Below are 26,772 nucleotides of genomic sequence, written 5' to 3'. Positions count from 1 at the left end.
CCTAGGCAGTGGCCCTTAGCCGAATATTGACCCCTTTCATGGCACAGGATGGGGATGGGCAAGGTCATCCCCATCCGTCCGTCGCGTCGACCGCATCCTCCGCACCGGCCACGCATGCCATTGCCGGAGGTCGGCGGCCCAGGTTCACCGCGCTGGTTCCCGGTGCTGCTGGTGGCGCTGCCGCTGGCGGCGTTCAGCGCCGTGCTGTTTGCGCCGGCGGTGGGCGACGGGCCGGACGCGGTCGAGGCAGCCCCGCTGTTCACCGCCCCGGTCGATAGCGAGAGCGCCCGCTTCCCCATCTGCGGCGATGGCGCGCGGGTCACCTGCGTCGTCGATGGCGACACCATCTGGTACCAGGGCACCAAGATCCGCATCGCCGATATCGACACGCCCGAAGTCTCCAGCCCCGGCTGCCCGCGCGAGGCCCAGCTGGGTGCCAGGGCGACCCGGCGGCTGCAGGCGCTGCTCAATGCCGGGGCCTTCACTCTCGCCCCCAATCCCGAGGGGCGCGATACCGATCCCTATGGCCGCTCGCTCAAGCTGGTGACCCGCGACGGGCGCAGCCTGGGCGATACGCTGGTGCGCGAAGGGCTGGCCGAACGCTGGGGCGGCCCGCGCATCGCGTGGTGTTGAGGCGCACCACGGCGCGCAGCGCCCAGAGCGCAAGCGCGCGACCGGAGGGGTGGCCCCGCAGGGGTCGGGTCCCCGGAGGATAGCCGAAGCGAAGCTGAACGAGCGAAGCGAGGACAACTGAGCGGATGCGCACGCCGGCGCCTGAGGCCAAACAAGAAACGTTACGCGGAACGAAGTTTTAGGGGCTGTGACTTTCGCCCGAGCGCGCCTCACGATCCCAGCCCACGGTCGATCTGCGCGAGATGCTGGAGCAGCGCATTTTCATCCTCTTTCCAATGGGTTCCGCGATAGAGCCCGTTCTTCATGATGATGCAGGCAAGGCCGGTGCGGACACGGTAATGCGCGGGCAGGTCTGTGGCTTTCGCACTGGCCAGGGTCACGGCCGCGTGTGACTTTCCCAGCGCCGCATCCCACGCCGCCGCAAACCCCGCCGCGCCGGGGCGCTTGCGCAAGCGATAGGCACTCTCGCGCCCCATCATCACGCGCTTCGCCGCCTCCGCCACCGAGCGCGTCTCCGCCAGGTACCCGATAAACGCCGCCTGCCGCGCCGGCGTCCACCCGTCCCTGCGCGCGGCGACGGGCACGGGGTGGAAGGCCGGAATGCGGCGACGGGTCGGCGGGGCAGTGGGAGGGGCTGGCGGCGGCGGATAGCGCTTCATCCGCGAGGGTGAAGCAGATCTTGACGATGTAGGAAAATGGATTGGCTAACGGTTCAGTGAACCGAGTATTGCGCGCTCAAAAGCGCTTTTCTCAGGGGTCGACTTATACAGAACCGCATTCTGCAAGTTTGAGTGATGAGTTGCTTCAACTTTCTTAAGACTGATTACACCTCTATGCTTTCCGACCGGATCGTCTCGCAACTCGTAGATGAGAAAGACGACGTTTAGTCGAGGGTCTGTATGGTCAGAGAATGTCGGAAAATCGGCATCTTTGCGGAAATAGTCGTAGACCTTATCCTGGATCGCTGCATAAATTTTGGTGCCCCAGTGATGGTGGAAAAAGCCCTTTGATATGAGTTGATTGATGTAGCGCTTCGACACGTTTTTCCAGTTCGGACCAGCGCTCGGCCTTTTATCGACGATCTCGCCATTCCGCATTGCATCATAGACGGGCCAAACCGAGCCGTTGAAATCGATAGATTGCAATTCAACAGAAACGAACTTGTCGATCTCTCCATCGCGGATTTCCGAAATCACATGATCAACTCGACCGAAACCCCTCATAGTGACTTCGTTAGAGACCGAGAGTTCGTCGTACGGTTTCCCAGGCCAAACCAAGTCCATAACGTCCCTAAGATAGGGGGTTTGATGAAACCTTTTCGGGCAGACGCATATTGGCCCATACTTCAACGTGGAGATCGCACAAACGGGATATGGCTTGTCTCCCTCCTTGCCTCCGCGCTTCGTGCACTCAGAACCAATAAATGGGCAGACATACTGTGAGTCGACAGGATCAAATCCCACATGTGGCGGGTGACCCAATACTTCGTACAGAACCTCTTCTGGAAATATCACTATGCAGCTATCGATTCTGTTGCGAGCGTGGGGAGAATATGAGTTGCTAGAGCGAAAGCCAGCCTCGGCGGCACAGCGTTCCCGATCTGAACGAATTGCTCAGTCATGCTACCGGAAAAAACAAAGCTATCCGGAAAACTCTGAATACGTGCCGCTTCACGCACGCTAAACGGCCTATTCTGGATGGGGTGTATGTACGCCCCCCAGTGAATATCGCACTTAGTGAGGATAGTGCAAGATAGGTCTGTTTTCTTCGGTCGACCGTATCTTTTGGTATGATCGCTTCGCTTCGCCTTTTTCATACCGGCAGGAAGAAGATCAAAGGGGATGTTCCGCCAAGAGCCACCTTCAGGAATATACTTCAAGCGCTCTTGATTTATTTTTCCCAACCGAGGACTTTTGTGAGACCTCACAAGGGTCCTATTCCCCCTCATCTCCAGTTGGAATTCAGTCATTGGTTCACAAGCGTACGGCACCGCTTCGTCCACACGACTGTCTGGATGCATCGGTGGTAAATCGCCAATCGCATCCCAAATGTTCACAAACTCGTCGGCTCCGCGACAAGTAGGCGCCGGTTCTGAAACAGGTTGGTTGATACGGTTAGCAATAAATACAACCCGCCTTCTCTCCTGCGGGACACCATATTTCTCTGCCTTTAGAACGAAATGTTCTACTTGACGGTAGCCGATGTCTCGAATCGCTTGCTTGATACGTTCAACGAGCTGCCCTTTCTCTATAGAAAGAATCCCGGTCACGTTTTCCATGACCAACCACTTCGGCTTCAAGTCTTTGACAATCCTAAGATAGTCCTCAAACAGCCTCGACCTTGGATCGGCCATACCTCGGCTATGATTGTACACACTATAGGCCTGACACGGAGGCCCCCCAGCTAGTACGTCCAATTCACCAGGCCTAAGATCTAACTCTCTCAGCAGGACGCCATCGCGAAATTGCGAAACTGGGCCATGAAAAAACCGAGCGCCATCATGATTGTTGACGAAAGTCTCGCCAAAGGTTCGGTCGACATCGCAGCCGGCGAGCACCGCAAATCCCGCCCGCTCAAACCCGCAACTTAGACCGCCAGCACCGCAAAAGAGATCAACAACAGTAGGCATAAACCAATCCTCGATGTTCCATCTCTGTTCTCAATCGCTAACGTGCAATTGTCAATGCCCCCTACTCCGCCGCCACACTCCCGGCGCTGCCGCCCTCGTCGCCAAACATATCCGGCCCCTCGTCCACCGCCTCTTCCTCATTGGCGGCCTTGGCCTTGCTGCGTTTGTCGAAGGTCGACCACACGTCGTTCCAGTTGCCCTTGGTCGCGGCCTTGGAATATTCGGTCGCGCGGGTTTCGAAGAAGTTGGCGTGCTCCACGCCGTTCAAGAGCGGGGCGAGCCAGGGGAGCGGGTGGTCGTCGACCATGTAGATCGGCTGCAGGCCGAGCTGGCCCAGCCGCCAGTCGGCGATGTAGCGGATGTACTTCTTGATTTCCTTCGCGCTCATGCCGCTGACCGGGCCCATTTCGAAGGCGAGGTCGATGAAGTTATCCTCCAGCCGCACGGTCTTCTGGCAGATGTCGATCAGGTCTTCCTTCACCGCCTTGGTCAGGCAGTCGCGCTCGCGCACGAATTCGTGGAACAGCCGCACGATGCCTTCGCAGTGCAGGCTCTCGTCGCGGACCGACCAGCTGACGATCTGGCCCATGCCCTTCATCTTGTTGAAGCGCGGGAAGTTCATCAGCATGGCGAAGCTGGCGAACAGCTGCAGCCCTTCGGTGAAGCCGCCGAACGCCGCCAGCGTGCGCGCGATATCCTCGTCAGTGTCCACGCCGAACTGCTGCAAGAAGTCGTGCTTGTCCTTCATTTCCTCATATTCGAGGAAGGCGCTGTATTCGCTTTCAGGCATGCCGATGGTGTCGAGCAGGTGCGAATAGGCCGCAATGTGGACCGTCTCCATGTTGCTGAACGCGGTCAGCATCATCTTGATCTCGGTCGGCTTGAACACGCGGCCGTATTTGTCGTGGTAGCAATCCTGCACCTCGACATCGGCCTGGGTGAAGAAGCGGAAGATCTGGGTGAGCAGGTTGCGCTCATGCTCGGTGATCTTCTGCGCCCAGTCGCGGCAATCCTCGCCCAGCGGCACTTCTTCGGGCATCCAGTGGATCTGCTGCTGCCGTTTCCAGAAGTCGTAGGCCCACGGATATTCAAAGGGCTTGTAGGTCTTGCGGGCTTCGAGCAACGACATCTTGTGTCTCCGTGGGTTTGGCGTGAATTCTCACTGTATGAATCACACCGCTGATTCGATAGCAAGCCCGGCCCAAAGTCCGGGGCTTATCCACGCCTTTGATGGCCCACCTGGGTCAGCGCGACGGCGATGGGGCCATCCGGCGAGTTCTGCTTTCGTTCCTTACACCATGCCCGCTTTGGGGGCCAGCGCAAAACGGTCTGCTGCGCGTTACAATGGTTAACCCAGGGTACCGTGCAAGACACCAATTCTTAGGGGTATCGCGGCATAGTGGCACTTCACCCATTGGGCAGGGGGTGAGCCACGGGTCGCGCCGTGTCTGCCCGCGCAGAACACACGAGGATCGTAACCCCGGGCATGTCCGCTCTCCAGCCTGAACCCAAGCGCTCCGAACTAGAGCTGGCCGTCCAGCGCGCAGTGGCGGAACAGTGGCGGTTTTCGCAATGGCCGCCAGTGCTCAAGCAAGACTACGGGCGATCCCGCGAAAGCGATGCCCGCCAGGTGCTCTACCACCTCCAGGTGATCGGCCTGATCGTGGCAATACTTTCCATTGCCATCGACGTAGTGGCGCTGTCCGACCAGGCTATGCGTGGTGCGCTGCTGCGGGGCCTGCTGGTCATCCCGCCTGCGCTGCTGGGCGTGATCTTTGCCAAGCGGTGGAGCCTGCGCCCGCTGAAACTGGTCGCTGGCATGTCCATCGTCGCCTTCGGCACCATTACGGTCCACCTCGCCAGCCTGGCCGATCCGGTCAACGCGACACGCTACACCATGGCGACCACTTTCCTGCTTGGCATGGCCGGGCTGCTGCTGCCCTTCGTGCTCGACGAAGCGATCGCCTTCATGGTCGCGTTCTGCACCGCCACGCTGGCGATTGGCCTTTGGCCCAACCCGTTGCCGGCCGGGCTGATGCTGGAACACCTGGTCATGACGCTGATCGTGGCCGGTGCCATCCTCGCCATCGCCATTCGCAACGGCGAATTGCGTGCCCGCACCTATCTCTATGCCGTGCGCGACAAGTTCATCCAGGGCGAACTGGAACAGACTGTGCAGGTCCTGCGCGAACTGTCGGAGAAAGATGGGCTGACCGGGCTCGCCAACCGCCGCGCGTTTCGCAGCGTATTCCTGCAAACCTATGCCAACCCGCCGCCGGAAGAGCTGAGCGGGGTATCGCTGCTGATGATCGATCTTGATCACTTCAAGGCCTTCAACGACAATTACGGGCATCCCGCCGGCGACCGCGCCCTGCGTGCGGTGGCGCGCTGCCTCGACCATGCTTTCAATGCGCATGGCGGCCATGTCGCCCGCTTCGGCGGCGAAGAGTTCATCGGCGCATTGCATTGCCACACGATCGCCGATGCGGAATCCTTTGCCGAACTGGTCTGCCACGAAATCCGCGCGCTCAAGATCCCGGTCCGGCGCGATGAAGCGCAATCGGTCACTGCCAGCATCGGCGTCGCTTCAACCGGTGCCGGGGCCAAGGTCGACCTGTGCAACCTCACCGCCCGGGCCGACCGCGCGCTCTATCATGCCAAGGAAACCGGGCGCGACCAGGTGGTCCTGTCCGAACGCATCGAGCTCAGGGTCGATCGGCTGGCGAGCTAAGCGCCGGGCTGGGTTGGGTTGGGCTGGGCCGGTGCCCGGTCCTCCGTCAGGTCGCCATCGCCAGCGCAATCGTTGCCAGCGTGGCTACGACCGGCACGACCACGGTGACCATGCCGACATCCTTGTAGGCCTGTTTGTGCGTCAGGCCGGTCACTGTCAGCATCGCGATCACCGCCCCGCAGTGCGGCAGCGAATCGAAACCGCCGCTGGCCATCGCGACGAGCCGGTGCAGCTCCTGGGGCTCGATACCCAGCGCGAGATACGGCTCCGCCAGAGTTGCCATGAAAATCTGCAAGCCGCCCGAGGCCGAGCCGGTAATCCCTGAAACCGTGCTGATGGCCCCGAACATCGAAAGCAGCGGCGGCACGTCGGCACCGAGCATGAACTGCGTAAAGCTGGCGAAACCGGCGGTCTGCACCACGACCCCGCCGAAACCGATCACCGCGCTGGTCGCCATCAGCGGCAGGATCGCATCCTGCGTCCCTTCGCCCAATACGCCAAGCGGGCGGCGGCGCACGGCGGGGAACAACCCGAGCGCAACGACGCTGCCGAGGATCAGCGCGATGGCCGGCCACAGGATCGGCTGGCCGCTGGCGAAAGCGATCAACGGCACGTCCGCACCGACGCCCAGCATCGTGGCTAGTCGCGGCGCGAGGATTGTGCCGATCACCAGCACCAGCGGCAGCAGGGCGAGCGCCCAATGCGGCAGGTCATGCGCGACCTCATCAAGATCCGGAATGACATCGCGTGGGCCGGGCTCGAACCGTTCGCCGGCCGCCTGCGCCTTCACTCGCTCGCGTTCGAGATAGGCCATCCCCAGCACGAACATGATGGTACCGCCGAACAGGCCCAGCAGCGGGGCAGCGAAGAGGTCCGTCCCCAGTGTCAGCGTAGGGATTACATTGTGGATCGAGGGCGTACCGGGGAGCGCAGTGAGCGTGAACGTGCCCGCGCCCAGCGCCAGCGCACCGCAGAACAGCCGCTTGGGAATATCGGCTTCCTTCAGCAGCCGCAGGCCAAGCGGGTACATGGCGAAGATCACCACGAACACCACCACCCCGCCATAAGTGAGCAGCGCGCAGGCGAGCACTGTGATCCACAGCGCCCGGTGCGCGCCGAGCCGACGAACCAGCGCCATGGCGATGGCAGTGGCGGCATGGCTCTCGCCCATCACCTTGCCGAACACAGCGCCTGCCGCAAACAGCAGGAAAAACCGCCCGGCAAAGGTAAAGGCACCAAGATCGCCAAAAGTGTAAGCCTGCGTCAGGCTCTCGGCGAGCGGCAACGCATTGGTGGCAATCACCACCAGCGAACAGATCACTGAGGCGAAGATGATATTAACGTCACGCAGCGCCAGCCAGATCAACAGCGCCAGCCCGGCCAACAGGCCGATCATTCCCAGCATGGATTCCCTCCCCCCGTTCGCCTGTCATCAGGCTATCGTAGAGCGTGCATCCTCAGCCCATGCGAATCAAGCCAGCCAGGCAATGGTGCCGACAAATCCCAGCGCGACGGCAACGATGAGCGCGATGGCCGTTTCCTTGTGCCATTCCTCCAGCTCGAATTCGTCGGCACCTTGGGGCGGGCCCGTCCGTTGCCGCCTCAGCCACGCCCCCAACGCAGCGAGGAATGCCGCGATCCAGAAGAAACGGAAGACTTGCCCGGCTTCGATACCCGGATCGAAATCGCCGAACACATCGGTACCCAGTGACACGGCAACGGCCAAACCGATCGCCGCGATTGCCCCCAGCGCAGCGAACAGCCGCTTGCCCAGCGACGGTGGCGGTTCCCGCTCGATTGCCAGGGTATCGATTACGTCCGGGGCCGGGCGCCAGATCGCGGCAAACAACTCCCTGACCGGGGCAGCGATGGCAAGCGCCACCATCGGCCATTCGGAGCCGCTTGACGACCACAGGCCGAAACAGGCCCCGACAAAGGCAAACCAGGCGGTGACGAACGGAAGCCGGCGTCGCTCTTCCTCGGTCACCGGAAATTCGACATAGTCGTCCGGCTCGCTCGGCTGGAACGGCGGAACCAGTTCCCCTCGCTGCAACGAGCGCCAATGCTGCCAGCGTTCGAGCAGGACCGCGCGATCGCGCACTGCATAAAACCCCAGTGCGCCGACTGCTCCCAGCGCCCCGCCCCATGCCGCCGCTTCCAGCGCAGCCGGTGTCGTCAACTGGGCCATGGTCATGGGTATGAGTCGGTCAGTCCTTGTGGCGCTTCTTGGAACCGAAGAAGCTCCCTCCGCCCAGCACGGTGATGCCGAGGAAGAAGCCGAAATCGTACCAGCCGCCACGATTGGGCACGGCGTAGACCGCGATATCGGGGTCGAACAGCGAGCCGATAAAGGCCCAGGGGAAGACGAAGCCGTGCCACAGGCCCCACCAGAAGCCGGGCGCGCCTGCTTCCGTGCTTACCCCGGCATCGACCTGGTTCGCGCAGGCGGCAAGGACGAGGGTGGCAGCGATGACACCTATCACCCTCCCAGCGCTTAGCGCCGGGCCCCTCCCTCTCCCATTGGGAGAGAGAAAGAGCACCGAAGGTGCGAAAGGGTGACGGTCATTCGCCATGATCGCCTCCCGCAACGAGGCAGGCCGAGTTGTCGTCACCCTCGGGCACGGCGACGCGCTCGGGCTGGCCTTCGACATGGACCCGGAACACCACTGCGCGGCCGCCCTCGGGCCCACCGATGGGCGAATGGATCGCGCCTGCTGGGATGACATAGGCATCGCCCGGTCCCAGCTGCCGGTCGGGCTTGCCATGCTCGACATGGGTCGCGCTACCTTCGACCATGTAGAGGAATTCCTGCCCCGGATGGCAGTGCCGCGGCACCTGCCCGCCCGCAGGGATGACCACGTCCGAAATGATGACGCTCAAGGGACCGCCGACCGTGATCGGCGCGGTCAGCGCGGTGTTGGAGCCCGGCCCGCGCGGCGGCAGGCCGGCGGGATCATCAAGCGGCAGGAACGGGTTCCACGCCACTTCCCACAGATGCCCGTCAGGGTCGGCAAAGTAGCCGGAGTAGCCGCCCCAGAACGCATCTTGCCCCGGCTTGAGCAGCTTGGCACCAAGACTTGTCGCCTTGGCCAGCAGGGTATCGACCGCTTCCTTCGAAGCCACATTGTGCGACAGGGTAATACCTGAGAAATTCCCGTTGGGCGCATCGGGCACAGTCGCATCCGCCGCCAGCTCACCGCGTGGATAGAGCGCGAGGCGGGTGGAGCCGAGCTTGAACATAGCGATGCCGTCGGCCTCGCCCTCGCCTTCCATCGGCAACCCGAGCCCGTCACGATAAAAAGCGATGGCGCGCTCCATGTCGGCCACGCCCAGCGTCACAAACGAAAGCCGCGGCTCCATCGCTGGTGCCGCGGCGGGCTCGTCATGTTCGGGATGGGCCAGCGCGGGAGTGGCGGCGAGAGCGAGGAGGGCGGCCAAAACGCCTGTCACCCTCACCCTCCCAGCGCTTCGCGCCGGGCCCCTCCCTCTCCCAGTGGGAGAGGGAATGAGGCGCTTAGCGCCGAAAGGGTGAGGGTCACTGGGCATTATTGCCTCCACAAATAGCGTGTCGAACAGTTTCCAGCACACCGTCGATATTGGCAAGGATATCGTGGTTCCAGAAGCGCAGGACGCGGAAGCCTTGTCGTTCAAGATGCCGGGTGCGCGCGATTTCGGCCGGATCGTTCAGATCATGCTGACCGCCGTCGGCTTCGATGACCAGCTTGTGCCGGTAACTCAGAAAGTCTGCGCAGTAGGGCGGTACCGGCGACTGCCGCCGGAACTTCGCCTCAGGAAACGCTTTGCGCAATTTGAGCCACAGGAGCTTCTCGGCCTCGGTCATATCACGCCGCAAAATTCGCGCGCGATCGACCGTGCCGGAGGTGCCCTTGCCGTATTGCTTCACACCCTCACCCTTTCGGCGCTTCGCGCCTCTTTCCCTCTCCCATCGGGAGAGGGAGGGGCCCGGCGCGAAGTGGTGGGAGGGTGAGGGTCGAATGCGCCCGCCTTACTGGCAGCTCAGGCATTCCTCGTAATCGGTCTGCTCGCCAGCGGCCGCGCTCAGTTCGAACTTGGTCGCGTCCTTGGTGTTGTCGGCTTCCACCCCGCCGGCGAAACCGGCGCGCTGGACGCTCTTCGAGCGCAGGTAATAGAGCGACTTGATGCCCTTCTCCCACGCCTGGAAGTGCAGCATCATCAGGTCCCACTTGTCGACATCGGCCGGGATGAACAGGTTCAGCGACTGGGCCTGGTCGATATAGGGCGCGCGGTCGGCAGCGAATTCGAGCAGGTAGCGCTGGTCGATCTCGAAGCTGGTCTTGAACACCGCTTTCTCTTCCGGCGTCAGGAAGTCGAGATGCGCGACCGAGCCGCCCTTCTCGAGGATCGAGTTCCACACCTGGGTCGAATCCTTGCTCTTCTTCTTGAGCAGTTTTTCGAGATAGGGGTTCTTGACGATGAAGCTGCCCGACAGCGTCTTGTGGGTATAGATATTGGCCGGGATCGGTTCGATGCAGGCGCTGGTACCGCCGCAGATGATGCTGATCGACGCGGTCGGCGCGATCGCCATCTTGCAGCTGAAGCGCTCCATCGCGCCCATCTCTTCCGCATCGGGGCACGCGCCGCGTTCCTGCGCCAGCAGCATCGAGGCTTCGCAAGCCTTGGCGTTGATGTGCTGGAACATCTTCATGTTCCAGGCCTTGGCCATCGGTCCTTCGAGCGGCAGGTTCTTCGACTGCAGGAAGGAGTGGAAGCCCATCACCCCCATGCCGACCGAGCGTTCGCGGGCAGCGGAATATTTCGCCCGCGCCATCTCGTCGGGCGCGCGGTCGATATAATCCTGCAGCACGTTGTCGAGGAAGCGCATGACGTCTTCGACAAAGCGCTTCTCGCCGTTCCACTCGTCCCACTTTTCGAGGTTGAGCGAGCTGAGGCAGCACACTGCCGTGCGATCGTTACCGAGATGGTCGATCCCGGTCGGCAGGGTGATTTCGGAGCACAGGTTCGAGGTGCTCACCTTGAGGCCGAGATCGCGGTGATGCTTGGGCATCATGCGGTTCACGGTGTCGGAGAACACGATGTAAGGCTCGCCAGTGGCAAGGCGGGTTTCGACCAGCTTCTGGAACAGCGAGCGGGCATCGACCTTGCCGCGCACTTCGCCGGTCTTGGGTGACTTGAGCTCGAACTCCTCGCCGGCCCGGACCGCTTCCATGAATTCGTCGGTCAGCAGCACGCCGTGATGCAGGTTGAGAGCCTTGCGGTTGAAGTCGCCGCTGGGCTTGCGGATTTCGAGGAACTCCTCGATCTCCGGGTGGTGGATGTCGATGTAGCAGGCCGCCGAGCCGCGTCGCAGCGAGCCCTGCGAAATCGCCAGAGTGAGCGAGTCCATCACGCGGACGAACGGAATGATGCCGCTGGTCTTGCCATTGAGGCCGACCGGCTCGCCAATGCCGCGAACATTGCCCCAGTAGGTGCCGATGCCGCCACCTTTCGACGCCAGCCAGACATTCTCGTTCCAGGTCCCGACAATGCCGTCCAGGCTGTCGGACACCGAGTTGAGGTAGCAACTGATCGGCAGTCCGCGGTTGGTGCCGCCGTTGGAGAGCACCGGCGTCGCCGGCATGAACCACAGCTGCGAGATGTAGTCATAGAGCCGCTGGGCGTGGTCCTGATCGTCGGCATAAGCATCGGCAACGCGCGCGAACAGGTCCTGGAACTTCTCGCCCGGGAGCAGGTAGCGGTCGATCAGCGTTTCCTTGCCGAATTCGGTCAAATTGGCATCGCGCGACTCGTCGATGGCGATGGTGAAGCGGCGGTCGTTGACCTTCTTGCTGTCATCGGCGGGCTTGGCAGCAGCCTTCGCCGCTTCAGCAATCGCGCCGGCAGCTGCCTCGGCGACCAGTTCTTCCGACCCGGAATCCTGCTTTTCCATGCTTACTGCTTTCTTCGAATCTGTCTTAGGCGCCTTGGCTTCAGGTGCATCGGTAGCTGCATCGATCGTATCCAGCGCTTCCGCATCCATAGCCCGGTCATCTCCTGCCTTGAAATCCATCTCGTCGCCCCGCTCTTTTCCATAAGGCGACTCGCGAGCCGCCCTTTGTTCCACATTCGTTCCGCACAGTCGAGAGCGATCTCCGAAGGGCCCACGCTATGCCAGAAAGCCAGTCCCGGTGGTTTTTGCCGTCCCCTGACTGTCCCCCGTTTCGCCCACAGAACGATCCCCTTGGGCCTTGACCTGGAGTGACTCCTCCCCCTGACGCGGAATCCGCGATGGCGGGCCAACCAGACTAGGTTTTGGGGTTCGCCGTCCAAGCGAACCACTAGATACTGAATCAGGCGGGACTCGCGCGCAAGAGGGTAAATGTCGATTTAACGACACAAACCCGATCAGCCCCCAGGTGTGTTACTCTTCTCACACGCAGCGACGCGTGGGGAATCCTTGAGTCGCGCGACGCGCAAGCCCCAAAATCAATCTGTGAAGAAAAATATGGTGATTGAATCTTTTGAATCAAACCGCGATTCAAGCTGTCGGATTTGTGCAATAAATGAATCGGGATCTTGCCGGAGGTGATCATGCCGAACGCCTTGGTCGATCCGCTCGCGCGGTTCGCCTTACGCCACGAAAAGCTGCTGAGCGCGCTCGCTATCGGCTGGTTCGTGCTGACCTGCGCGGCCTACGCCCGGTTCATCCCCGTGCCGGACATTCCCTATGTCACCGATCGCAACAGCTGGATGCTGTCAGGTCCGTGGAATGCCATCTGGTGGGGCTTCCTGCGCCCTGCAATCCTTCGCCGCAAGGATGCGTTGAGCCCAGCCGATTCGGAACAGTCCTAAGCCGACGCGCGCGCGTGGGCAGCAATGGCATCCGCGATTTCGCTCGCCAGCTCGACCGGCAAATCGTGCCCCCATCCCGGGATAGTCTTGATCTTGGCCCCGGGAATTGCCGCAGCAGTCGCATGGCCATGCTCGACCGGAATCAGCGGATCGTCCTCGCCATGCAGCACCAGCGTCGGCACTGACAGGTCCTTGAGCATGTTGGTGCGCTCGCCATCGGCGATGATCGCGGCCATCTGGCGCAGCGGGCCTTCAGGGTAGACGCTGCGGCGCACGGCATTGCGGGTGCGCTCCTCCAGCTTCTCGTCAGAGGACTGGTAGGCCGGCGAGCCGATCGTGCGGGCGACCTTCATCCCGTGCGCCACCAACACTTCCTCATCGAGCGATTCGGGTCGCTTCACCAGCACTTCCATCGCTTCCTTCTTCGCCTTCGGCAGCTTCGGGTTGCCAGTGGTCGAGAACACCGAAGTGAGCGACCGGGTCTTGTGCGGGTGGCGCGCGGCGACGTGCTGGGCGATCATCCCGCCCATGCTGCCGCCAACGATATGCGCGCGATCGATCCCCAGCGCATCGAGTAGCCCGGCGCTGTCATCGGCCATATCGCCCAACGTGTAGGGCACCTTGGGCTTGAGCCCGAGCTTGCGGAAGATCGTGTGCCGCACCATGCCCGGCGCCTTGACCCCGTGGAACTTGTGGCTGAGCCCGATGTCGCGGTTGTCGTGCCGGATGACGCGGAAGCCGTGACCCGCCAGCGCATCGACGAGGTCCTGCGGCCACAGGGTCATCTGCGCGCCGAAGCCCATGATCAGCAGCAACGGCTCGCCGTCGGCCGGACCGTGCTCGTCATAATGGATGGTGATGCCGTTGGCAGTGATTTCTGGCACGCGAATGTCCCCTGTTCCTACTGGCCAGCCGCTTTCGGTTTCTCGTGAGCGATCTGGATGAGTGAAGTCATATCCATGACATCCGGATCTTCGCAAGTCACGCGGACAGCTTGCCACGAGGGTGAACCATCCGCCGGCGAGAGCGGCCAACCGACAGCTTCGAAACCGCACAGGTCCGGCTCGAACGCCTTCCAGCCATAGACCACTGCGGTCGGGACAGTGGCCATCCTTGGAGGATCGGCCACCCGGCTCGCCAACGCGGCGACTGATGCGCGCATCCGATCGAGCGATGGCGCTAGCGCCATGGTGTAGTCGCCCAGCTCGACTACATCGCCTGATATCCGTGCAGCCACCAGCGCCTGGTCTTCAGCGCTGCGCCGGTTGTTCATGGGCGTGGCCTTGCGATCGGCCATGATGGCAAACGGGTTGACCTGGCCTTCCATCGGATCAGTGGTCACCACTCGCCGATCGCCGTCATCCGTGAAATCGGTCGTCGCGCTGACACCATAAACGGGCCAGTGTTCCTCGCTGCCGTCGGCGACAGCGATCGAGACCAGCCACACTTCGCCGCGATAGTCGAAATGCGAACCGAGATTGTCTGCCGTCGAGCGCAGCACGAACAGATGAGTCGCGCTGGCACCGATCACGGTGTCTTCGATATTGACGCTGTCAGGCGGCGTCGCAACGGCGCGCGGCGATACAAGGGCGAGCCCTGCGACGAACAGCGAGGTCGCGAGCATTCGACGCAAGGCGGCGAAAGTGACGGGATAATTCATCTGCCCAGTCTAGCCCGCAAACGGGCACGCGCCAACAAGCAGACATCGCCGCGCTGCCTTGGCGGCAGTGCGGCGATGCCGGCCTTTGGGGGCCAGGGGGTCAGGACGCGCCAACCGTGCCGCGCCCTGTTCGGGATCGGCCTATTGGCCGAGCGCGATCACATTGCGTTCGATGCTGCCCAGGGCGAGGCGGTTGCGCTCGATCCAGGCCAGCTTTTCGGATAGCTGCTCCTGCTCGGCCCGGGTCTCCGCGAAGATGATATTGGCCTGGAAGGTCGTGCCCTTGCCGATCCGGGCAGGGCCTTCATCAAGGCCGGACAGACGACGCACGGCCCACATGGCTGCGCGGTCGGCGCTGACCGAGCCCGAGCTGCGATAGGTCTCAAGGTCGACCGGGCGGCCATTTTCGTCGAGCGTGAAGCGGACCTGCACAATGCCGCTGTCGGAATTGTATTGGCCCCAGCGGTCAGCGAGGTCGAGGTTGCGACTGAGGTCGCGCGACACATCGGCGCGCCAGGCTTGCATGGCCCGGCTGGGCGATACGATAATGTCTTCCTGCGCGGTGTTGGCAAAGGCGGGGGTCAGTGTGGTGGCGCCAAGCGCCAAGGCCACGGCGGTATGGATAAGGGACTTCATTGGATCATCCTCCGTCAAACAGTGAATGATCGGCCAATCGCAACCACAGGCTGAGCGCAGTCCCGATTGTCCTCGCGCGCTGTTGCTCCATGGTCGATCGGGAGCGACGCCGGTGACCCATATTGGGTCTCGGGTCTGAACTGGGGGTTGTGACGCCGCTCCCGAGACAGGAGATGCGCGCCACGACCGATTCCTGCAATCAGAGGTCTATCGGCGTAATAAAGTTTCCGACGAACGGGTGATTGGGGCCGATTAGTGCCAATCTAAGGCACCAACACCGTATCGCGCGCCACTTCGTCGGTCGTGGGATGGTCGAGCGTATAGTGCAGGCCGCGGCTCTCGTGGCGGGCGAGCGCGCTCTTCACGATCAGCTCGGCCGATTGCAACAGGTTACGCAGTTCGATGAGGTCGGTGGTGACGCGGAAGTGGCCGTAATAATCGCCCACTTCGGCCTTGAGCAGCTTGATCCGGTGCGCCGCGCGTTCGAGTCGCTTGGTGGTGCGGACAATGCCGACATAGTTCCACATGAAGCGGCGAATCTCTGTCCAGTTCTGCTTGATGACGACTTCCTCGTCGGAATCGGTGACGCGGCTCTCGTCCCAGTCCCTGATCGCGGGCGGATCGGACAAGTCATCCCAGTTTTCAAGGATGTCCTTCGCCGCCGCTTCACCAAAGACGAAGCATTCGAGCAGCGAGTTCGAGGCAAGGCGATTGGCACCGTGCAGCCCGCTCTCAGTGCATTCTCCCGCTGCCCACAGCCCTGGCAAATCGGTCCGCGCGTCGAGCCCGATGAGGATCCCGCCGCAGGTATAATGCTGCGCCGGGACCACCGGGATCGGTTGCTTGGTCATGTCGATGCCGAGGCCCATCAGCTTGTCGTAAATGGTCGGGAAATGCCCCTTCACGAATTCGGGCGGCTGGTGGCTGATGTCGAGATGGACATAGTCGAGACCATAGCGCTTGATCTGGTCGTCATTGGCGCGGGCGACGATATCGCGCGGGGCCAGCTCCATCCGCTCCGGGTCGTAGTCGGCCATATAGCGATGCCCGGTTTCGGGATGCAGCAAGTGCCCGCCTTCACCACGCACCGCCTCGGTGATGAGGAAGTTCTTGACCTCGAGGTTGTACAGGCAGGTCGGGTGGAACTGCATCATCTCCATGTTGGAGACGCGGCACCCCGCGCGCCAGGCCATGGCGATCCCGTCTCCCGTCGCGCCGCGCGGCGCGGTCGAGAACAGGTAGACGCGGCCTGCGCCGCCCGCCGCCATGATGGTGGCCCTGGCAACATGCTTCTCGACCGTGCCGGTGGCTTCATCGAGCGCATAGGCACCCCACACCCGGCCCGCACCTGAGAACACCTCGCCATGGCGCCCGGTGATGAGGTCGATGCAGCTGCGCCCCGGCAGCAGGGTGATGTTGGGATTGTTCTCCGCCGCCTTGAGCAGCGCCGCCTGCACCGCCCAGCCGGTGGCATCGTCGACATGGACGATGCGGCGGTGGCTGTGCCCGCCTTCGCGCGTGAGGTGCAAATCGCCGCTTTCGCGATTGAAGGGCACGCCGAGCTCGATCAGCCGCTCGATCGAGGCGGGGGCGTTCTCGATCACGAATTCCACCGTCTCGCGCCGGTTGAGCCCGGCCCCGGCGACCATGGTGTCGCGGATATGGTTCTCGAAGGTGTCGCCCGCATCGAGCACGGCGGCGATCCCGCCCTGCGCCCAGGCCGTGCTGCCGCCGGTGAGCGAACCCTTGGCCAGCACCAGCACTTTCTTATCCTGCGCCAGCGCCAACGCAGCAGTGAGCCCGGCCGCGCCGGAGCCGATTACGAGTACGTCGTGCGTCACGTCTGTCATGGCTTTGTCATGCCGATAGCATCGCACTGCGGCAAGCCAAGAACGCTTCATCGCTGCCCTACTTCCCGCGCGGCACAGCGCAGATACTCCGTTCACCGACAGGGGAACACAACTGGAGGTCGCTGCCGATGTTCATCGGACGGATCGGTTGTGCCCTGGGTCGCCACCGTGTGGATCGCCGGCACATCCAAAAACTGTACGGACGCGAAGTGGGGCGCTGCAAGCATTGCCGCCGGGTAATGGAGCAGGCTTCGCCGGGAGAGTGGGTCGTCACCCCGCTGCACGATGCAGGGCTGGGGCAAAGGCCACGCTAGGGGTCCGCGCTAGGAAATCCGTGCAGTGACGAGGCGATAGCCCATGTCGGCGCTTTCGGCATCGAGCAGTGCGGCATGCCGCTCCGCCCAGGCCCCGCTGGCAAGATCCTGCTCCAGTCGCTGCGCGCCTTCGTCCGCGCCTTCGAGCTTCCAGAATGACGAGCTGCCCTTGCGAATGCGCGGGTCGAGATAGGCCCGCGGGCGGCGCCAATAGGCGTAGAGGAAACCGTCGCTGCAATCGTGCGGGATCGGCACCGGCGCGATCTCAACCGTGCCCAGATGGCGCGCGTAGAAATCGAGTGGTGGCATGGCTTGTTCGTCGAGTGCGGCCAGCTCGGGCCAGTAGTCGAGCTGCCACATGGCACGAAACGCCGGATCGAAGGTCAGCAGCACGACCCGTTCGCAAGCGACGCGCCGCAGTTCGGCGAGACCTTTCGCCTGGTCGCTCCAGTGGTGGATCGTCAGCACCGCCATGGCCGCATCGAAGCTGTTGTCGGCAAAGGGCAGGTCTTCAGCCGAGCCCTGGATCGCCGGGGCCGCACCGGGTGCGCGCTGCGCGATCATCTCCGCCGAGGGTTCGAGCGCCGTCACATCGCGACCTGCCGGTTCGTAGGAGCCCGCTCCCGCCCCGACGTTGAGGACAGTGCGCGCATCGCCGAGTGCCGCTTCTATCTGCGCCGCAATCCTTGGATCGGGCTTGCGCAAATTGGCGTAGTCCACGCCAATCGTGTCGTAGAGCGCGCTCATAACGCGCGCCCTAGCCAGCCCCGGTCAATTGCACGAATACGTCTTCGAGGTCCGCCTCGCGGGTCGTCACATCCTCGATGGTGTAGCCATGCTCCTGCACCTTCGCGAGCACTTGCCCGGCGCTTGCGACATCGCGGTTGTAGGTGATCTCCAGCGTGCGCGGTTCGATCACGTCGGCCTTGACGAAGCCTTCCTCCATGATCGGCCCGCCGAGGTCCTTGTCGACCGAGACGCGCACGATCTTCTCGCGCGCCATGCCAACCAGCTCGCGGGTCGGTTTGTTGGCGATCAGCTCGCCATGGTTGATGATGGCGATGCGGTCGCACAGCTGCTCGGCTTCCTCGAGATAATGCGTGGTCAGCACGATGGTGACGCCCTGCTGGTTGAGCTCGGTCACCAGTTCCCACAGCTGCCGCCGCAGCTCGACATCGACCCCGGCGGTCGGTTCGTCGAGCACGAGGATCGGCGGAGAATGCACCATCGCCTTGGCAATCAGCAGCCGCCGCTTCATCCCGCCCGAGAGCGTGCGGGCATAAGCATCACGCTTGTCACTGAGGTGGACCGCTTCCAGCAACTCTTCGCTGCGCCGTTCCTCCTTGGGCACGCCGTAAAACCCGGCCTGGTTCTCCAACACCTCGAAGGGAGTGAAAAAGGGGTCGAACACGATCTCCTGCGGCACGATCCCGATCGAACGCTTGGCATTGCGCGGGCTGGCGTCGATGTCGAAGCCCCAGATCTCCGCCTCGCCACCGCTTTTGGTCACCAGCCCGGCGAGGATATTGATCAGCGTCGACTTGCCCGCGCCATTGGGCCCGAGCAGGCCAAACACCTCGCCCTGCGGGACATCGAAGCTCACCCCTTTGAGTGCCTGCTTGCCCGGCTCGCCCCTGGTCCCGGCGTAGGTCTTGCGCAGGTCACGGATCGAAATGGCAGGCGGTTGTGTCATGAGATGTGCCCTAGGAGTGTGCGGGTGAAAATCAAACATTCTCTTGCTTGAGACCGGGCGCAAATCACTCTATCGGCGTGTGCATGAGCATCGCACCGCCTGAAGTCATCACGGTCACCACCCGCCGCGTCAGCTGCGATGGAGCGAGCGACATCCGTGGCGGTGTCGCCTATCGCCCGGCTGCGCTTGGCCATCCCAAGATCTTTCTCGAGATTGACGAGCATGGCTATGTCGATTGCGGCTATTGCGATCGCCGCTTCGTGCTCGAAGGCGGTCCGGCCGACGGGTTGGACCAGTCCACCCTGCCCGACATTTCCGAAGGGGCCGACCCTGGTCATCGCTGACGCGCATTCGAGGCTGATCTGAAACGTCAGCCCCGGTTCAGGCGTATATGATAGAGTGCCCGCTCCGAGGAGAAGCGCCATGACCATTTTCAAACCTCTCATGACGGCAATTGCCGTGCTCGGCCTCGCGGCCGCACCCGCTGCAGCACAGGACGAGGCGGATAGCGATCAGCCGGAAATGACCAAAGGCGAGAAGAAGCTCGCCAAGCTGATCGAAGGCCGCATCGCCGGCGAACCGGAAAGCTGCATTCGCGACTTTCCCGTGCGCAGCTTCCAGGTCATCGACAAGACCGCTATCGTCTACAAGATCGGGCGGACCGTCTGGGTCAACTATACCAAGAACCCCCAGTCGCTTGACGACCATGAGACGCTGGTGTTCCGCCGCTTCGGTTCGCAGATCTGCTCATCCGATATTGTCAGCACCATCGATCGCTTCGGCGGGTATTACACTGGCAATGTCTTCCTCGATAAGTTCATCCCTTATCGCCTGCCTGAAAGCGACGGCTGAACGAGCGGACCTGAGGATCAGCCTTTCGGCTTGAGCAAAGTCTCAGGCCGGATGCGCTTGGCTTCGTCGAACAGCGAATAGGTGCGGTTGACGTAATTCGAAACATCGATGATCGAATCGAGATATTTCTCGAGTTCGGGGGTCATTTCCTGCTCAACCAGTCGCACGTGGGCCGACGGGTTCTCCGTCTCGAAGCTCACGTAAAACCACGGATCGCCGCGCTTGAGCACCAGCGGCTTCGAAAGGTCGTACCATTCAAACGCCCAGGCCAGCGGGCGCGGCCACACGTGGGTCGGGAAGCGCCCACCCATCTGCATGCCGGGACGCTGTTCGGGGAACCAGTGCAGGTAAGGCGGCGTTTGCACGATCCAGCATGGCTCGTCGCAAACGAAAACATAGGGCGCGGTAAACTGCAGGACCGGCCGTTCCGGGTGACGCCATTCGTTGGGCGGTTGGACCTGGAACAGGTTGGCACGGCCTTGCGGGCGCATCGCCGATTGATCGCCATCGGCATCGGTCAGGGTCAGCTGGCCACTGGCATCGCGCTTGAACGCCAATGTCAGGTCGACCGGGCACGGCACGACAAAATGGCGGCGGTCGAAATCGATCGCAGCCGGGCACAGCTGCACCGATTTGGCCGAGGCCGGCTTGGGATCCTTGCGGCTGAAGGCCTTGGGCGCAGCCCAGATCGCGTCACTGGTGGGAAAGCGCACGCTCCACCCGACTGTTACAGTGCGGCCCTTGCCGCGCGATTCTGCCTCTTCGCGGCCCACTTCCTCGGCGAACTGGTCTTCACGGCTCATTGCTTAGTCTCTCGATTGTCCCATATGTTGGCTACACCCTGACGCAGCCACGCGCACCAGACAAGGACGAGATTTCCGCCATGCCTGCCAATCCCCATGGATATACGCTCAATCACACCATGCTGCGGGTGAAAGACCCTGCAGAGAGCCTTGCCTTCTATTGCGATGTGCTGGGCATGACGCTGTTGAACAAGGTCGATGTGGAGCCGGGCGAGTTCTCGTTGTTCTTCCTCGGCTACGTGGAAAGCGAAGACGAAGTACCGACCGACCCTCGGGAAGCGGCACGCTATGTATTCCAGCGGCAGGGCGTGCTGGAACTGACCCACAACTGGGGAACCGAGGATAAGGATGGCGCTGTTTATCACGACGGAAATTCCGAGCCGCGCGGTTTCGGCCATATCGCGCTCGACGTGCCCGATGTCGACGCCGCCTGCGCGCGGTTCGAAGAAGCCGGAGTCACCTTCGTCAAGAAACCCGATGAGGGGATGATGAAAGGCCTCGCCTTCATCAAGGACCCGGACGGTTATTGGGTCGAGATCCTCAGCGCGGCCAACATGGCCGGCGGGATCTAGCCAGCCGCCTGCCCCGTTCGGCAATCGGCGCACACCGGGCAATCGTCACACTCCGCCTTGCGTGGGCGGCACAGGGCCTGCCCGAGCTTTTTGAGCAGCAGGTGATGCTCGTCCATATCGGCAGCCGACCATTCTGGCGGTACAATCGGCATCAGCGCATCATAGGTCTTCGCCGTATCTGCTTTCGCCGGCACGACCCCCATGCGCTGCATGATCCGGCGGTGATGGCCATCGATCACCATGGCCTTGCGGTCCAAGGTGGAGGCATTCATCACCCCCGCGCTGTTCTTGCGCGCGACACCCGGCAGCCGCTCCAGCCATGCCATCGCTTCGGGCGTATCGAGGTTGGAGAGGTGGCGCAGGTCAACCGTCCCGCGCTCGGCAATGATCGCTTGCAGGCAATCCTTGAGCCGCTGCGCCGCGACGCCGGGGAAGGTCTGCCGCTGCAGCCGTGCTTCCAGCTCTTCGACAGTCAAGGCAGCAACCGCATCCCACGAGCCGTATTCCGCCAGCAGGCCGTCGGTCGAGGCGTTGGAGGCAGCGGTCTTGGTCTGCGCTCCGATCACGCCATGCACCAGCACCCATTCGGGCGAGCGGCGCTTGTCCGGCGGACGCACGATCCGCCCGAAGCACCCGATCAGCGCAGCCTGCATCCGGCGCAATATGTCGGTGCGTGGGTCAGTGCCGAGGTCGAGTTGCATACCCCTGCGATAGGCAAGGGCACCGTCGTGACACAAGCCCACACTTGCAGGCTCACTAGGGTTAGGGTATGCACCCTAAATCAAGGGAGAGGAACACCATGGCCACCGCTGCAGACCTGACCGTCAAGCCCGCTGAAATCGATCCGATCGATGTCTCGCGCAAGGAGCTCTATGTCGAGGATACCTGGCGCGAACCGTTCCGGCAGCTGCGCCAGCACGCGCCGATCCAATGGGTGCCGGAAAGCGACTTCGGCCCCTATTGGTCGGTCACCACCTACAAGCCTATCCAGCATATCGAAGCGCTGCCCAAGCTGTTCTCCTCTTCGTGGGACAAGGGCGGGATCGCGATTTCCGGCGACCCTGAGTTGCTCGAAAAATGGAACATGAAAGAACCCATGTTCATCGCCCAGGACCCGCCGCACCACACCGGCCAGCGCCGCGCGGTCGCGCCCAGTTTCGGCCCTTCGGAAGTCGCCGAGATGAAGGCCGAAGTGCAAGGGCGGACCGCCGAACTGCTCGATAGCCTGCCCATCGGCGAGACCTTCGATTGGGTCCAGAAAGTCTCGATCGAGCTTACCACCGGCATGCTCGCCAAGCTGTTCGATTTCCCGTGGGAGGAACGCCACAAGCTGACCGAATGGTCCGACTACGGCGGCGATGTCGAGATGATCAAGGACGATGTCACGATCGAAAAACGGCTCGCCAAGATGCAGGAAATGGGCATGGCCTTTGCTGCCCTGTGGCAGGAGCGGATCGCCAATCCGGGCAAGGACCTCGTCAGCGTGATGCTGCAGGCCGAATCGATGAAGGACATGCCGCCGGAGGAATTCATCGGCAACCTGATCCTGCTGATCGTCGGCGGCAATGACACCACCCGCAATTCGATGTCGGCCTATGCCTATGGCCTCAGCCAGTACCCGGAAGAGCGGGCCAAGCTCGAAGCCGATCCCTCGCTGATCCCCAATGCGGTTCAGGAAATCCTGCGCTGGCAGACCCCGCTGGCGCATATGCGGCGCACCGTCGTGGAAGATACGGACATGTTCGGCCCGCAGATGAAGGCGGGCGACAAGGTCGTGCTGTGGTATCTGTCGGCCAACCGCGACGAGGACATCTTCGAAGATGGCGAAGCGATCAAGGTCGATCGCCACAACGCCCGCCGCCACCTGAGCTTTGGCTATGGCATCCATCGCTGCGTCGGTGCGCGGGTGGCCGAGCTGCAGCTCCACACATTGCTCGAGGAAATGGCCAAGCGGCGGCTGCGGGTGAATGTCGTGGGTGAACCCGTGCGGGTCCCGGCCTGCTTCGTCCATGGCTACAAGTCACTGCCGGTGCAGCTGTCGCACTATTGATGCGCACCAAGGACCGCATTGTCCTGACAGCGCGGCAGGTCTTCAATCGCGACGGCTATGGCGCGGTGACGACGGCCGCGCTGGCCGAGGCCTGCGGCATTGCCGAGGGCAACCTGTGGTATCACTTCAAGACCAAGCGTGACTTGCTGGCCGCCATTGCCGAGGAATTCGCCGAGCGGATCGAGGCCCGCCTCGCGCGCCAGCCCGATCCGGCCGACCCGCTCGGCTCCTATTGCGCCATGCTCGGCGACTTCATGCAGGAATTGCGCGACTATCGCTTCCTCTATCGCGACCAGCCGCATTACGGTGAGCATGTCGAGCCCATCGCCAGCAATGTCGCGCGCTGGCTGGTGGCGACCGAGGATAGCCTCGAAGCGCACCTAGCGGCGCTGGTGGAGGCAGGCTTGCTGGATTGGGAGCGCGAGCGGCTGCGCGACCTGGCGATCAACTCGACCATCATCCTGCGCTATGGCCTGGAGCATCACGCCGAGCTGGGCCAGCCGCAGGGCGCGGTGCGAAAGTCGTTGTTGCAGCACCTGACCTTGTTCGAGGCCCGGCTCGATGCGAGCGCGGCGCGGGAGATCAGGGCTGCAGTCGAGCGGATCGGCGAAGAAGTGAAAGCAGCGGCTTAGGCAACTTTCCCAATGTCACCGCTTAAGCACTCAAACGAAATGCCTTCGCTTCTCTTGCGAACGTCACATCAATTTGGCGCTCTTCACACAAGAAGAATTCTCCGCCCTGCACCTGCCCAACCACCCCGAACAGTTCGTGGAGTCGCCTTTCTGCTTCATGCGCAGAGTCCCCATCATCGTATGGCTGGGATTGAACGCGCAACTTCCACCTGACCACAGAGGAAGGCGGAAAGCCTGAATTCAACTCTTTTAGACGCCGTTCAACGTTGTTTGTTCTGCCGACCTTTATGAGACGCCGGTTGCCTAGCTCGTACTTCGTGCGCCCCAGGAACTGGTCCAAAGCCCCCTGAAGCTCAAAGACATACGTGTAAGCCGCACCGTCAACATAGCTCGATTCTCGCGTTCCAAAGGAGGGGCTTGGACCTCGACTCAACGACCAGGCTTCCCGAAAATCCATCTTGCGGGCGGGAGTGAATTGCTCGACGGGCGCTTCGCCGTAAACGTTGACCGGCGTTACCCGGAGCTTAGAGATTCTCGATGCTTCAGCAGGGGTAATCAGTTGCCCAAAGCTCGCGAGCGACTGACCGTTGTTCCCCGTGTAGGTGTCGGGAAGAAGGTCCGATACACCTATTCGTTGATCAATCCGCCAAGCCTTGCGAACCGGAACGGCATACTTCCAACTATCCACTTTACCGAGATCTGTTTTGATCCGGAGCCCCTCTTCTGAAATCTTGTCTGTATCCCGAATGGGCGTGGGCTCGACCTGCAATATACCAAGCAGCTGCTTGCGGTCCGTCTTCGCAGTGTTGGCCACATCCGCGCCGTAAATGAGAATGAGATCGTTATCTTGAAACTCATTCAGAAAGCGTCTGCGACCTCCTTCCATTGTAAACCCATAATAGCCCTCGTGTTCCGGGGTGAAACCCCAGAATGCCGTGAGCCAAAATCTCGGTAATTCGCTCACACTACTCCCATTCAATCGTGCCCGGCGGTTTCGACGTATAGTCATAGACCACCCGGTTGACGCCCTGCACCTCGTTGACAATGCGGGTGGCGCAGCCGGTCAGGAAGGCTGCGTCGAAGGGATAGACGTCTGCGGTCATGCCATCGGTGCTGGTCACGGCGCGGAGGCCGCAGACCGAGTCGTAGGTGCGCCCATCGCCCATTACGCCGACGGTCTTGACCGGGAGCAGCACGGCAAAGGCCTGCCAGATCGCGTCGTAGAGCCCGGCCTTGCGGATTTCGTCGAGATAGATCGCATCGGCCTTGCGCAATATGTCGCAGCGTTCCTTGGTCACTTCTCCGGGAATGCGAATGGCGAGGCCCGGACCGGGGAACGGGTGGCGACCGACGAACATGTCGGGCAGGCCCAGCTCGCGGCCGAGTTCGCGGACCTCGTCCTTGAACAGTTCGCGCAAGGGTTCGACCAGCTGCATGTTCATCCGCTCGGGCAGGCCGCCGACATTGTGGTGGCTCTTGATCGTCACGCTCGGCCCGCCGGTGAAGCTGACACTCTCGATCACGTCGGGATAGAGCGTGCCCTGGGCAAGGAAATCGGCGCCGCCGATCTTCTGTGCTTCGGCCTCGAAAACGTCGATGAAGGTCTTGCCGATGAACTTGCGCTTGGCTTCCGGGTCAGTGACGCCCGCCAGCCCTTCTAGGAACATCTGTTCGGCATCCACCACCACCAGCGGGATATTGTAGTGGTCGCGGAACATGGTTTCGACCTGCTCGCGCTCGTTGAGCCGCAGCAATCCATGGTCGACGAAAACGCAGGTCAGCTGCTCGCCGATGGCTTCGTGGATGAGGATCGCGGCTACCGATGAATCGACCCCGCCGCTGAGTCCGCAGATGACCTTGCCCGAGCCAACCTGCTCGCGGATCTCGCGGACCTTGGTCTCGCGATAGGCGGCCATGGTCCAGTCGCCCGCGAGCCCGCAGACGTGGCGCACAAAATTGGCGATCAGCCTGCCGCCATCGGGCGTGTGGACGACTTCGGGGTGGAACTGGGTGCCGTAGAACTTGCGCTCTTCGTCGGCGATCACCGCGAAGGGTGCGCCGTCGGAGATGGCGACGATTTCAAACCCGGGGGCGAACTTCGTCACCTTGTCGCCATGGCTCATCCACACCTGGTGCCGCTCGCCGACTTTCCAGAGGCCATCGAACAGCGCGCACTCCTTGGTCACGGTCAGGAAGGCGCGGCCGAACTCGCCGCCTTCGCCCGTTTCATGGCCTGGACGGACTTCACCGCCGAGCTGGTGGCTCATGACCTGCTGGCCGTAGCAGATGCCGAGGATCGGGACGCCTGCCTCGAACAGCATCTCCGGCGCGCGCGGGCTGCCCTCTTCCGGTACTCCGGCAGGCGAGCCTGAGAGGATGATCCCCTTTGGCTTCATCCGCTGGAATGCCTCCTCCGCCATGCTGAAAGGCGTGATCTCGGAATAGACGCCGGCCTCACGCACGCGGCGTGCGATCAGCTGGGTCACCTGGCTGCCAAAATCGACGATGAGGATGGAATCGGGGAGAAGTGCGTCGTCCATGGCGCAGCGCGGTAAGCCGCGGAAGGAATGCTGTCCAGCAGGTCCGCCGCATGATACCCAGCCGGAGCATTGTGAACGATCGGCGACGCCCGACCATCCCTGTCCGCCACAGGAAGACCCTGCCTCACGCGGTGTGGAGCGAAGTTTGCCGGCGGGCACCAATCGGCGCGCCTTTGTTCACCTGAGAGCAAGCATTGCGCTTGTTTTTCCGGGTTTGTTGCACAAAACGCAACTCTCCTACGGCTTTTCTCACTTTTATAAAGCTCCGCGAAAGATTATTTCAGTCCTCGAAGCCGGGCGGCGGACTCTCCTCTCCCCCCGAACGTCTGCCCCCGGCCCCAAGGCA

Annotated in this window: 28 protein-coding genes; 8 read left to right on the top strand and 20 right to left on the bottom strand. The window is 62.3% G+C overall.

What is annotated here, in order from left to right; all coding sequences use genetic code 11:
* Window positions 1–114: 114 nt before the first annotated feature.
* Complete coding sequence (locus QPW08_RS02680; protein WP_284124197.1) at window positions 115–633, top strand: thermonuclease family protein; 519 nt, start codon at window positions 115–117, stop codon at window positions 631–633.
* A gap of 209 nt (window positions 634–842) precedes the next feature.
* On the opposite strand, the gene QPW08_RS02675 is transcribed toward QPW08_RS02680, so the two are convergent.
* From QPW08_RS02675 to QPW08_RS02660, 4 genes are all read right to left on the bottom strand, one after another.
* Window positions 843–1,292: a hypothetical protein gene (locus QPW08_RS02675; RefSeq protein ID WP_284124196.1), complete on the bottom strand. Its 450-nt coding sequence runs from the start codon at window positions 1,290–1,292 to the stop codon at window positions 843–845.
* A 45-nt stretch (window positions 1,293–1,337) separates the two neighbouring features.
* Window positions 1,338–2,096: a NotI family restriction endonuclease gene (locus tag QPW08_RS02670; protein ID WP_284126283.1), complete on the bottom strand. Its 759-nt coding sequence runs from the start codon at window positions 2,094–2,096 to the stop codon at window positions 1,338–1,340.
* A 50-nt stretch (window positions 2,097–2,146) separates the two neighbouring features.
* Complete coding sequence (locus tag QPW08_RS02665; protein WP_284124195.1) at window positions 2,147–3,262, bottom strand: DNA cytosine methyltransferase; 1,116 nt, start codon at window positions 3,260–3,262, stop codon at window positions 2,147–2,149.
* Window positions 3,263–3,323: 61 nt separating this feature from the next.
* Entirely contained in the window at window positions 3,324–4,391 is a 1,068-nt protein-coding gene (locus QPW08_RS02660; protein WP_284124194.1) for a ribonucleotide-diphosphate reductase subunit beta, read from the bottom strand.
* A 357-nt stretch (window positions 4,392–4,748) separates the two neighbouring features.
* Between QPW08_RS02660 and QPW08_RS02655 the strand changes: the two genes are divergently transcribed.
* Entirely contained in the window at window positions 4,749–5,993 is a 1,245-nt protein-coding gene (locus QPW08_RS02655; RefSeq protein WP_284124193.1) for a GGDEF domain-containing protein, read from the top strand.
* Window positions 5,994–6,039: 46 nt separating this feature from the next.
* Here QPW08_RS02655 and QPW08_RS02650 read toward each other — a convergent pair whose 3' ends face one another.
* The 6 genes from QPW08_RS02650 to QPW08_RS02625 all read right to left on the bottom strand — a co-directional run bounded on the left by QPW08_RS02650 (window position 6,040) and on the right by QPW08_RS02625 (window position 12,042).
* Window positions 6,040–7,398, bottom strand: coding sequence for a GntP family permease (locus QPW08_RS02650; protein WP_284124192.1), 1,359 nt, complete (start codon window positions 7,396–7,398; stop codon window positions 6,040–6,042).
* Window positions 7,399–7,464: 66 nt separating this feature from the next.
* Window positions 7,465–8,187 (bottom strand): hypothetical protein, encoded by a 723-nt coding sequence (locus tag QPW08_RS02645; RefSeq protein WP_284124191.1) that lies wholly within the window; start codon window positions 8,185–8,187, stop codon window positions 7,465–7,467.
* 13 nt (window positions 8,188–8,200) lie between these two features.
* Window positions 8,201–8,476, bottom strand: a complete 276-nt coding sequence (locus tag QPW08_RS02640; RefSeq protein WP_284124190.1) for a hypothetical protein — start codon at window positions 8,474–8,476, stop codon at window positions 8,201–8,203.
* Between the two features lie 79 nt (window positions 8,477–8,555).
* Window positions 8,556–9,443 (bottom strand): VOC family protein, encoded by an 888-nt coding sequence (locus QPW08_RS02635; protein WP_284124189.1) that lies wholly within the window; start codon window positions 9,441–9,443, stop codon window positions 8,556–8,558.
* Window positions 9,444–9,528: 85 nt separating this feature from the next.
* Complete coding sequence (locus QPW08_RS02630; protein ID WP_284124188.1) at window positions 9,529–9,897, bottom strand: endonuclease domain-containing protein; 369 nt, start codon at window positions 9,895–9,897, stop codon at window positions 9,529–9,531.
* A gap of 102 nt (window positions 9,898–9,999) precedes the next feature.
* Window positions 10,000–12,042: a ribonucleoside-diphosphate reductase subunit alpha gene (locus tag QPW08_RS02625; protein ID WP_284124186.1), complete on the bottom strand. Its 2,043-nt coding sequence runs from the start codon at window positions 12,040–12,042 to the stop codon at window positions 10,000–10,002.
* A gap of 521 nt (window positions 12,043–12,563) precedes the next feature.
* Between QPW08_RS02625 and QPW08_RS02620 the strand changes: the two genes are divergently transcribed.
* Entirely contained in the window at window positions 12,564–12,824 is a 261-nt protein-coding gene (locus tag QPW08_RS02620; protein ID WP_284124185.1) for a hypothetical protein, read from the top strand.
* Here QPW08_RS02620 and QPW08_RS02615 read toward each other — a convergent pair.
* From QPW08_RS02615 to QPW08_RS02590, 6 genes are all read right to left on the bottom strand, one after another.
* A complete protein-coding gene (locus QPW08_RS02615; RefSeq protein WP_284124184.1) occupies window positions 12,821–13,708 on the bottom strand; it encodes an alpha/beta fold hydrolase in 888 nt (295 codons plus the stop codon). The genes QPW08_RS02620 and QPW08_RS02615 overlap by 4 nt on opposite strands.
* Before the next feature lie 17 nt (window positions 13,709–13,725).
* Window positions 13,726–14,484, bottom strand: a complete 759-nt coding sequence (locus QPW08_RS02610) for a hypothetical protein (RefSeq protein WP_284124182.1) — start codon at window positions 14,482–14,484, stop codon at window positions 13,726–13,728.
* 141 nt (window positions 14,485–14,625) lie between these two features.
* Complete coding sequence (locus QPW08_RS02605; protein WP_284124181.1) at window positions 14,626–15,120, bottom strand: energy transducer TonB family protein; 495 nt, start codon at window positions 15,118–15,120, stop codon at window positions 14,626–14,628.
* A 263-nt stretch (window positions 15,121–15,383) separates the two neighbouring features.
* Window positions 15,384–16,970 carry an L-aspartate oxidase gene (gene nadB / locus QPW08_RS02600; RefSeq protein ID WP_284124180.1) on the bottom strand — a complete coding sequence of 529 codons (1,587 nt, stop codon included), beginning with the start codon at window positions 16,968–16,970 and terminating at the stop codon, window positions 15,384–15,386.
* Between the two features lie 323 nt (window positions 16,971–17,293).
* Window positions 17,294–18,031 carry a class I SAM-dependent methyltransferase gene (locus QPW08_RS02595; protein ID WP_284124179.1) on the bottom strand — a complete coding sequence of 246 codons (738 nt, stop codon included), beginning with the start codon at window positions 18,029–18,031 and terminating at the stop codon, window positions 17,294–17,296.
* Between the two features lie 10 nt (window positions 18,032–18,041).
* On the bottom strand, window positions 18,042–18,977 hold the full coding sequence (locus QPW08_RS02590; protein ID WP_284124178.1) for an ABC transporter ATP-binding protein: 936 nt from the start codon (window positions 18,975–18,977) through the stop codon (window positions 18,042–18,044).
* Between the two features lie 83 nt (window positions 18,978–19,060).
* Here QPW08_RS02590 and QPW08_RS02585 point away from each other — a divergent pair, with 83 nt between their 5' ends.
* Window positions 19,061–19,321, top strand: a complete 261-nt coding sequence (locus tag QPW08_RS02585; RefSeq protein WP_284124177.1) for a zinc-finger domain-containing protein — start codon at window positions 19,061–19,063, stop codon at window positions 19,319–19,321.
* 79 nt (window positions 19,322–19,400) lie between these two features.
* The gene (locus QPW08_RS02580; RefSeq protein ID WP_284124176.1) at window positions 19,401–19,829 is read left to right on the top strand and encodes a hypothetical protein; all 429 of its coding nucleotides are present in this window, start codon (window positions 19,401–19,403) and stop codon (window positions 19,827–19,829) included.
* 17 nt (window positions 19,830–19,846) lie between these two features.
* Here QPW08_RS02580 and QPW08_RS02575 read toward each other — a convergent pair whose 3' ends face one another.
* A complete protein-coding gene (locus QPW08_RS02575) occupies window positions 19,847–20,632 on the bottom strand; it encodes a hypothetical protein (protein ID WP_284124175.1) in 786 nt (261 codons plus the stop codon).
* Between the two features lie 80 nt (window positions 20,633–20,712).
* Between QPW08_RS02575 and gloA the strand changes: the two genes are divergently transcribed.
* On the top strand, window positions 20,713–21,204 hold the full coding sequence (gloA, locus tag QPW08_RS02570) for a lactoylglutathione lyase (RefSeq protein ID WP_284124174.1): 492 nt from the start codon (window positions 20,713–20,715) through the stop codon (window positions 21,202–21,204).
* On the opposite strand, the gene QPW08_RS02565 is transcribed toward gloA, so the two are convergent.
* A complete protein-coding gene (locus QPW08_RS02565) occupies window positions 21,201–21,905 on the bottom strand; it encodes an endonuclease III domain-containing protein (protein ID WP_284124173.1) in 705 nt (234 codons plus the stop codon). The genes gloA and QPW08_RS02565 overlap by 4 nt on opposite strands.
* Before the next feature lie 98 nt (window positions 21,906–22,003).
* Between QPW08_RS02565 and QPW08_RS02560 the strand changes: the two genes are divergently transcribed.
* The gene (locus tag QPW08_RS02560; RefSeq protein WP_284124172.1) at window positions 22,004–23,254 is read left to right on the top strand and encodes a cytochrome P450; all 1,251 of its coding nucleotides are present in this window, start codon (window positions 22,004–22,006) and stop codon (window positions 23,252–23,254) included.
* The gene (locus tag QPW08_RS02555; RefSeq protein WP_284124170.1) at window positions 23,254–23,886 is read left to right on the top strand and encodes a TetR/AcrR family transcriptional regulator; all 633 of its coding nucleotides are present in this window, start codon (window positions 23,254–23,256) and stop codon (window positions 23,884–23,886) included. Before QPW08_RS02560 ends, QPW08_RS02555 begins: the two co-directional genes overlap by 1 nt.
* A gap of 22 nt (window positions 23,887–23,908) precedes the next feature.
* Here QPW08_RS02555 and QPW08_RS02550 read toward each other — a convergent pair whose 3' ends face one another.
* Both QPW08_RS02550 and guaA read right to left on the bottom strand, forming a co-directional pair.
* Complete coding sequence (locus QPW08_RS02550; RefSeq protein WP_284124169.1) at window positions 23,909–24,850, bottom strand: GIY-YIG nuclease family protein; 942 nt, start codon at window positions 24,848–24,850, stop codon at window positions 23,909–23,911.
* A gap of 1 nt (window position 24,851) precedes the next feature.
* A complete protein-coding gene (guaA, locus tag QPW08_RS02545; protein ID WP_284124168.1) occupies window positions 24,852–26,426 on the bottom strand; it encodes a glutamine-hydrolyzing GMP synthase in 1,575 nt (524 codons plus the stop codon).
* Between the last annotated feature and the right edge of the window lie 346 nt (window positions 26,427–26,772).

This window comes from Parerythrobacter aestuarii, assembly GCF_030140925.1.
Taxonomy (GTDB): domain Bacteria; phylum Pseudomonadota; class Alphaproteobacteria; order Sphingomonadales; family Sphingomonadaceae; genus Parerythrobacter; species Parerythrobacter aestuarii.
Note: the sequence above shows the minus strand (reverse complement) of the source record. Positions and strands in the feature narration are given on the sequence as shown.

Coding starts and splice junctions, on each gene's coding strand:
- QPW08_RS02680 (WP_284124197.1), top strand. CDS start 115: ATGCCATTGCCGGAGGTCGGCGGCCCAGGTTCACCGCGCTGGTTCCCG.
- QPW08_RS02675 (WP_284124196.1), bottom strand. CDS start 1,292: ATGAAGCGCTATCCGCCGCCGCCAGCCCCTCCCACTGCCCCGCCGACC.
- QPW08_RS02665 (WP_284124195.1), bottom strand. CDS start 3,262: ATGCCTACTGTTGTTGATCTCTTTTGCGGTGCTGGCGGTCTAAGTTGC.
- QPW08_RS02660 (WP_284124194.1), bottom strand. CDS start 4,391: ATGTCGTTGCTCGAAGCCCGCAAGACCTACAAGCCCTTTGAATATCCG.
- QPW08_RS02655 (WP_284124193.1), top strand. CDS start 4,749: ATGTCCGCTCTCCAGCCTGAACCCAAGCGCTCCGAACTAGAGCTGGCC.
- QPW08_RS02650 (WP_284124192.1), bottom strand. CDS start 7,398: ATGCTGGGAATGATCGGCCTGTTGGCCGGGCTGGCGCTGTTGATCTGG.
- QPW08_RS02645 (WP_284124191.1), bottom strand. CDS start 8,187: ATGACCATGGCCCAGTTGACGACACCGGCTGCGCTGGAAGCGGCGGCA.
- QPW08_RS02625 (WP_284124186.1), bottom strand. CDS start 12,042: ATGGATTTCAAGGCAGGAGATGACCGGGCTATGGATGCGGAAGCGCTG.
- QPW08_RS02620 (WP_284124185.1), top strand. CDS start 12,564: ATGCCGAACGCCTTGGTCGATCCGCTCGCGCGGTTCGCCTTACGCCAC.
- QPW08_RS02610 (WP_284124182.1), bottom strand. CDS start 14,484: ATGAATTATCCCGTCACTTTCGCCGCCTTGCGTCGAATGCTCGCGACC.
- QPW08_RS02605 (WP_284124181.1), bottom strand. CDS start 15,120: ATGAAGTCCCTTATCCATACCGCCGTGGCCTTGGCGCTTGGCGCCACC.
- nadB (WP_284124180.1), bottom strand. CDS start 16,970: ATGACAGACGTGACGCACGACGTACTCGTAATCGGCTCCGGCGCGGCC.
- QPW08_RS02595 (WP_284124179.1), bottom strand. CDS start 18,031: ATGAGCGCGCTCTACGACACGATTGGCGTGGACTACGCCAATTTGCGC.
- QPW08_RS02590 (WP_284124178.1), bottom strand. CDS start 18,977: ATGACACAACCGCCTGCCATTTCGATCCGTGACCTGCGCAAGACCTAC.
- QPW08_RS02585 (WP_284124177.1), top strand. CDS start 19,061: ATGAGCATCGCACCGCCTGAAGTCATCACGGTCACCACCCGCCGCGTC.
- QPW08_RS02580 (WP_284124176.1), top strand. CDS start 19,401: ATGACCATTTTCAAACCTCTCATGACGGCAATTGCCGTGCTCGGCCTC.
- QPW08_RS02575 (WP_284124175.1), bottom strand. CDS start 20,632: ATGAGCCGTGAAGACCAGTTCGCCGAGGAAGTGGGCCGCGAAGAGGCA.
- gloA (WP_284124174.1), top strand. CDS start 20,713: ATGCCTGCCAATCCCCATGGATATACGCTCAATCACACCATGCTGCGG.
- QPW08_RS02565 (WP_284124173.1), bottom strand. CDS start 21,905: ATGCAACTCGACCTCGGCACTGACCCACGCACCGACATATTGCGCCGG.
- QPW08_RS02560 (WP_284124172.1), top strand. CDS start 22,004: ATGGCCACCGCTGCAGACCTGACCGTCAAGCCCGCTGAAATCGATCCG.
- QPW08_RS02555 (WP_284124170.1), top strand. CDS start 23,254: ATGCGCACCAAGGACCGCATTGTCCTGACAGCGCGGCAGGTCTTCAAT.
- guaA (WP_284124168.1), bottom strand. CDS start 26,426: ATGGACGACGCACTTCTCCCCGATTCCATCCTCATCGTCGATTTTGGC.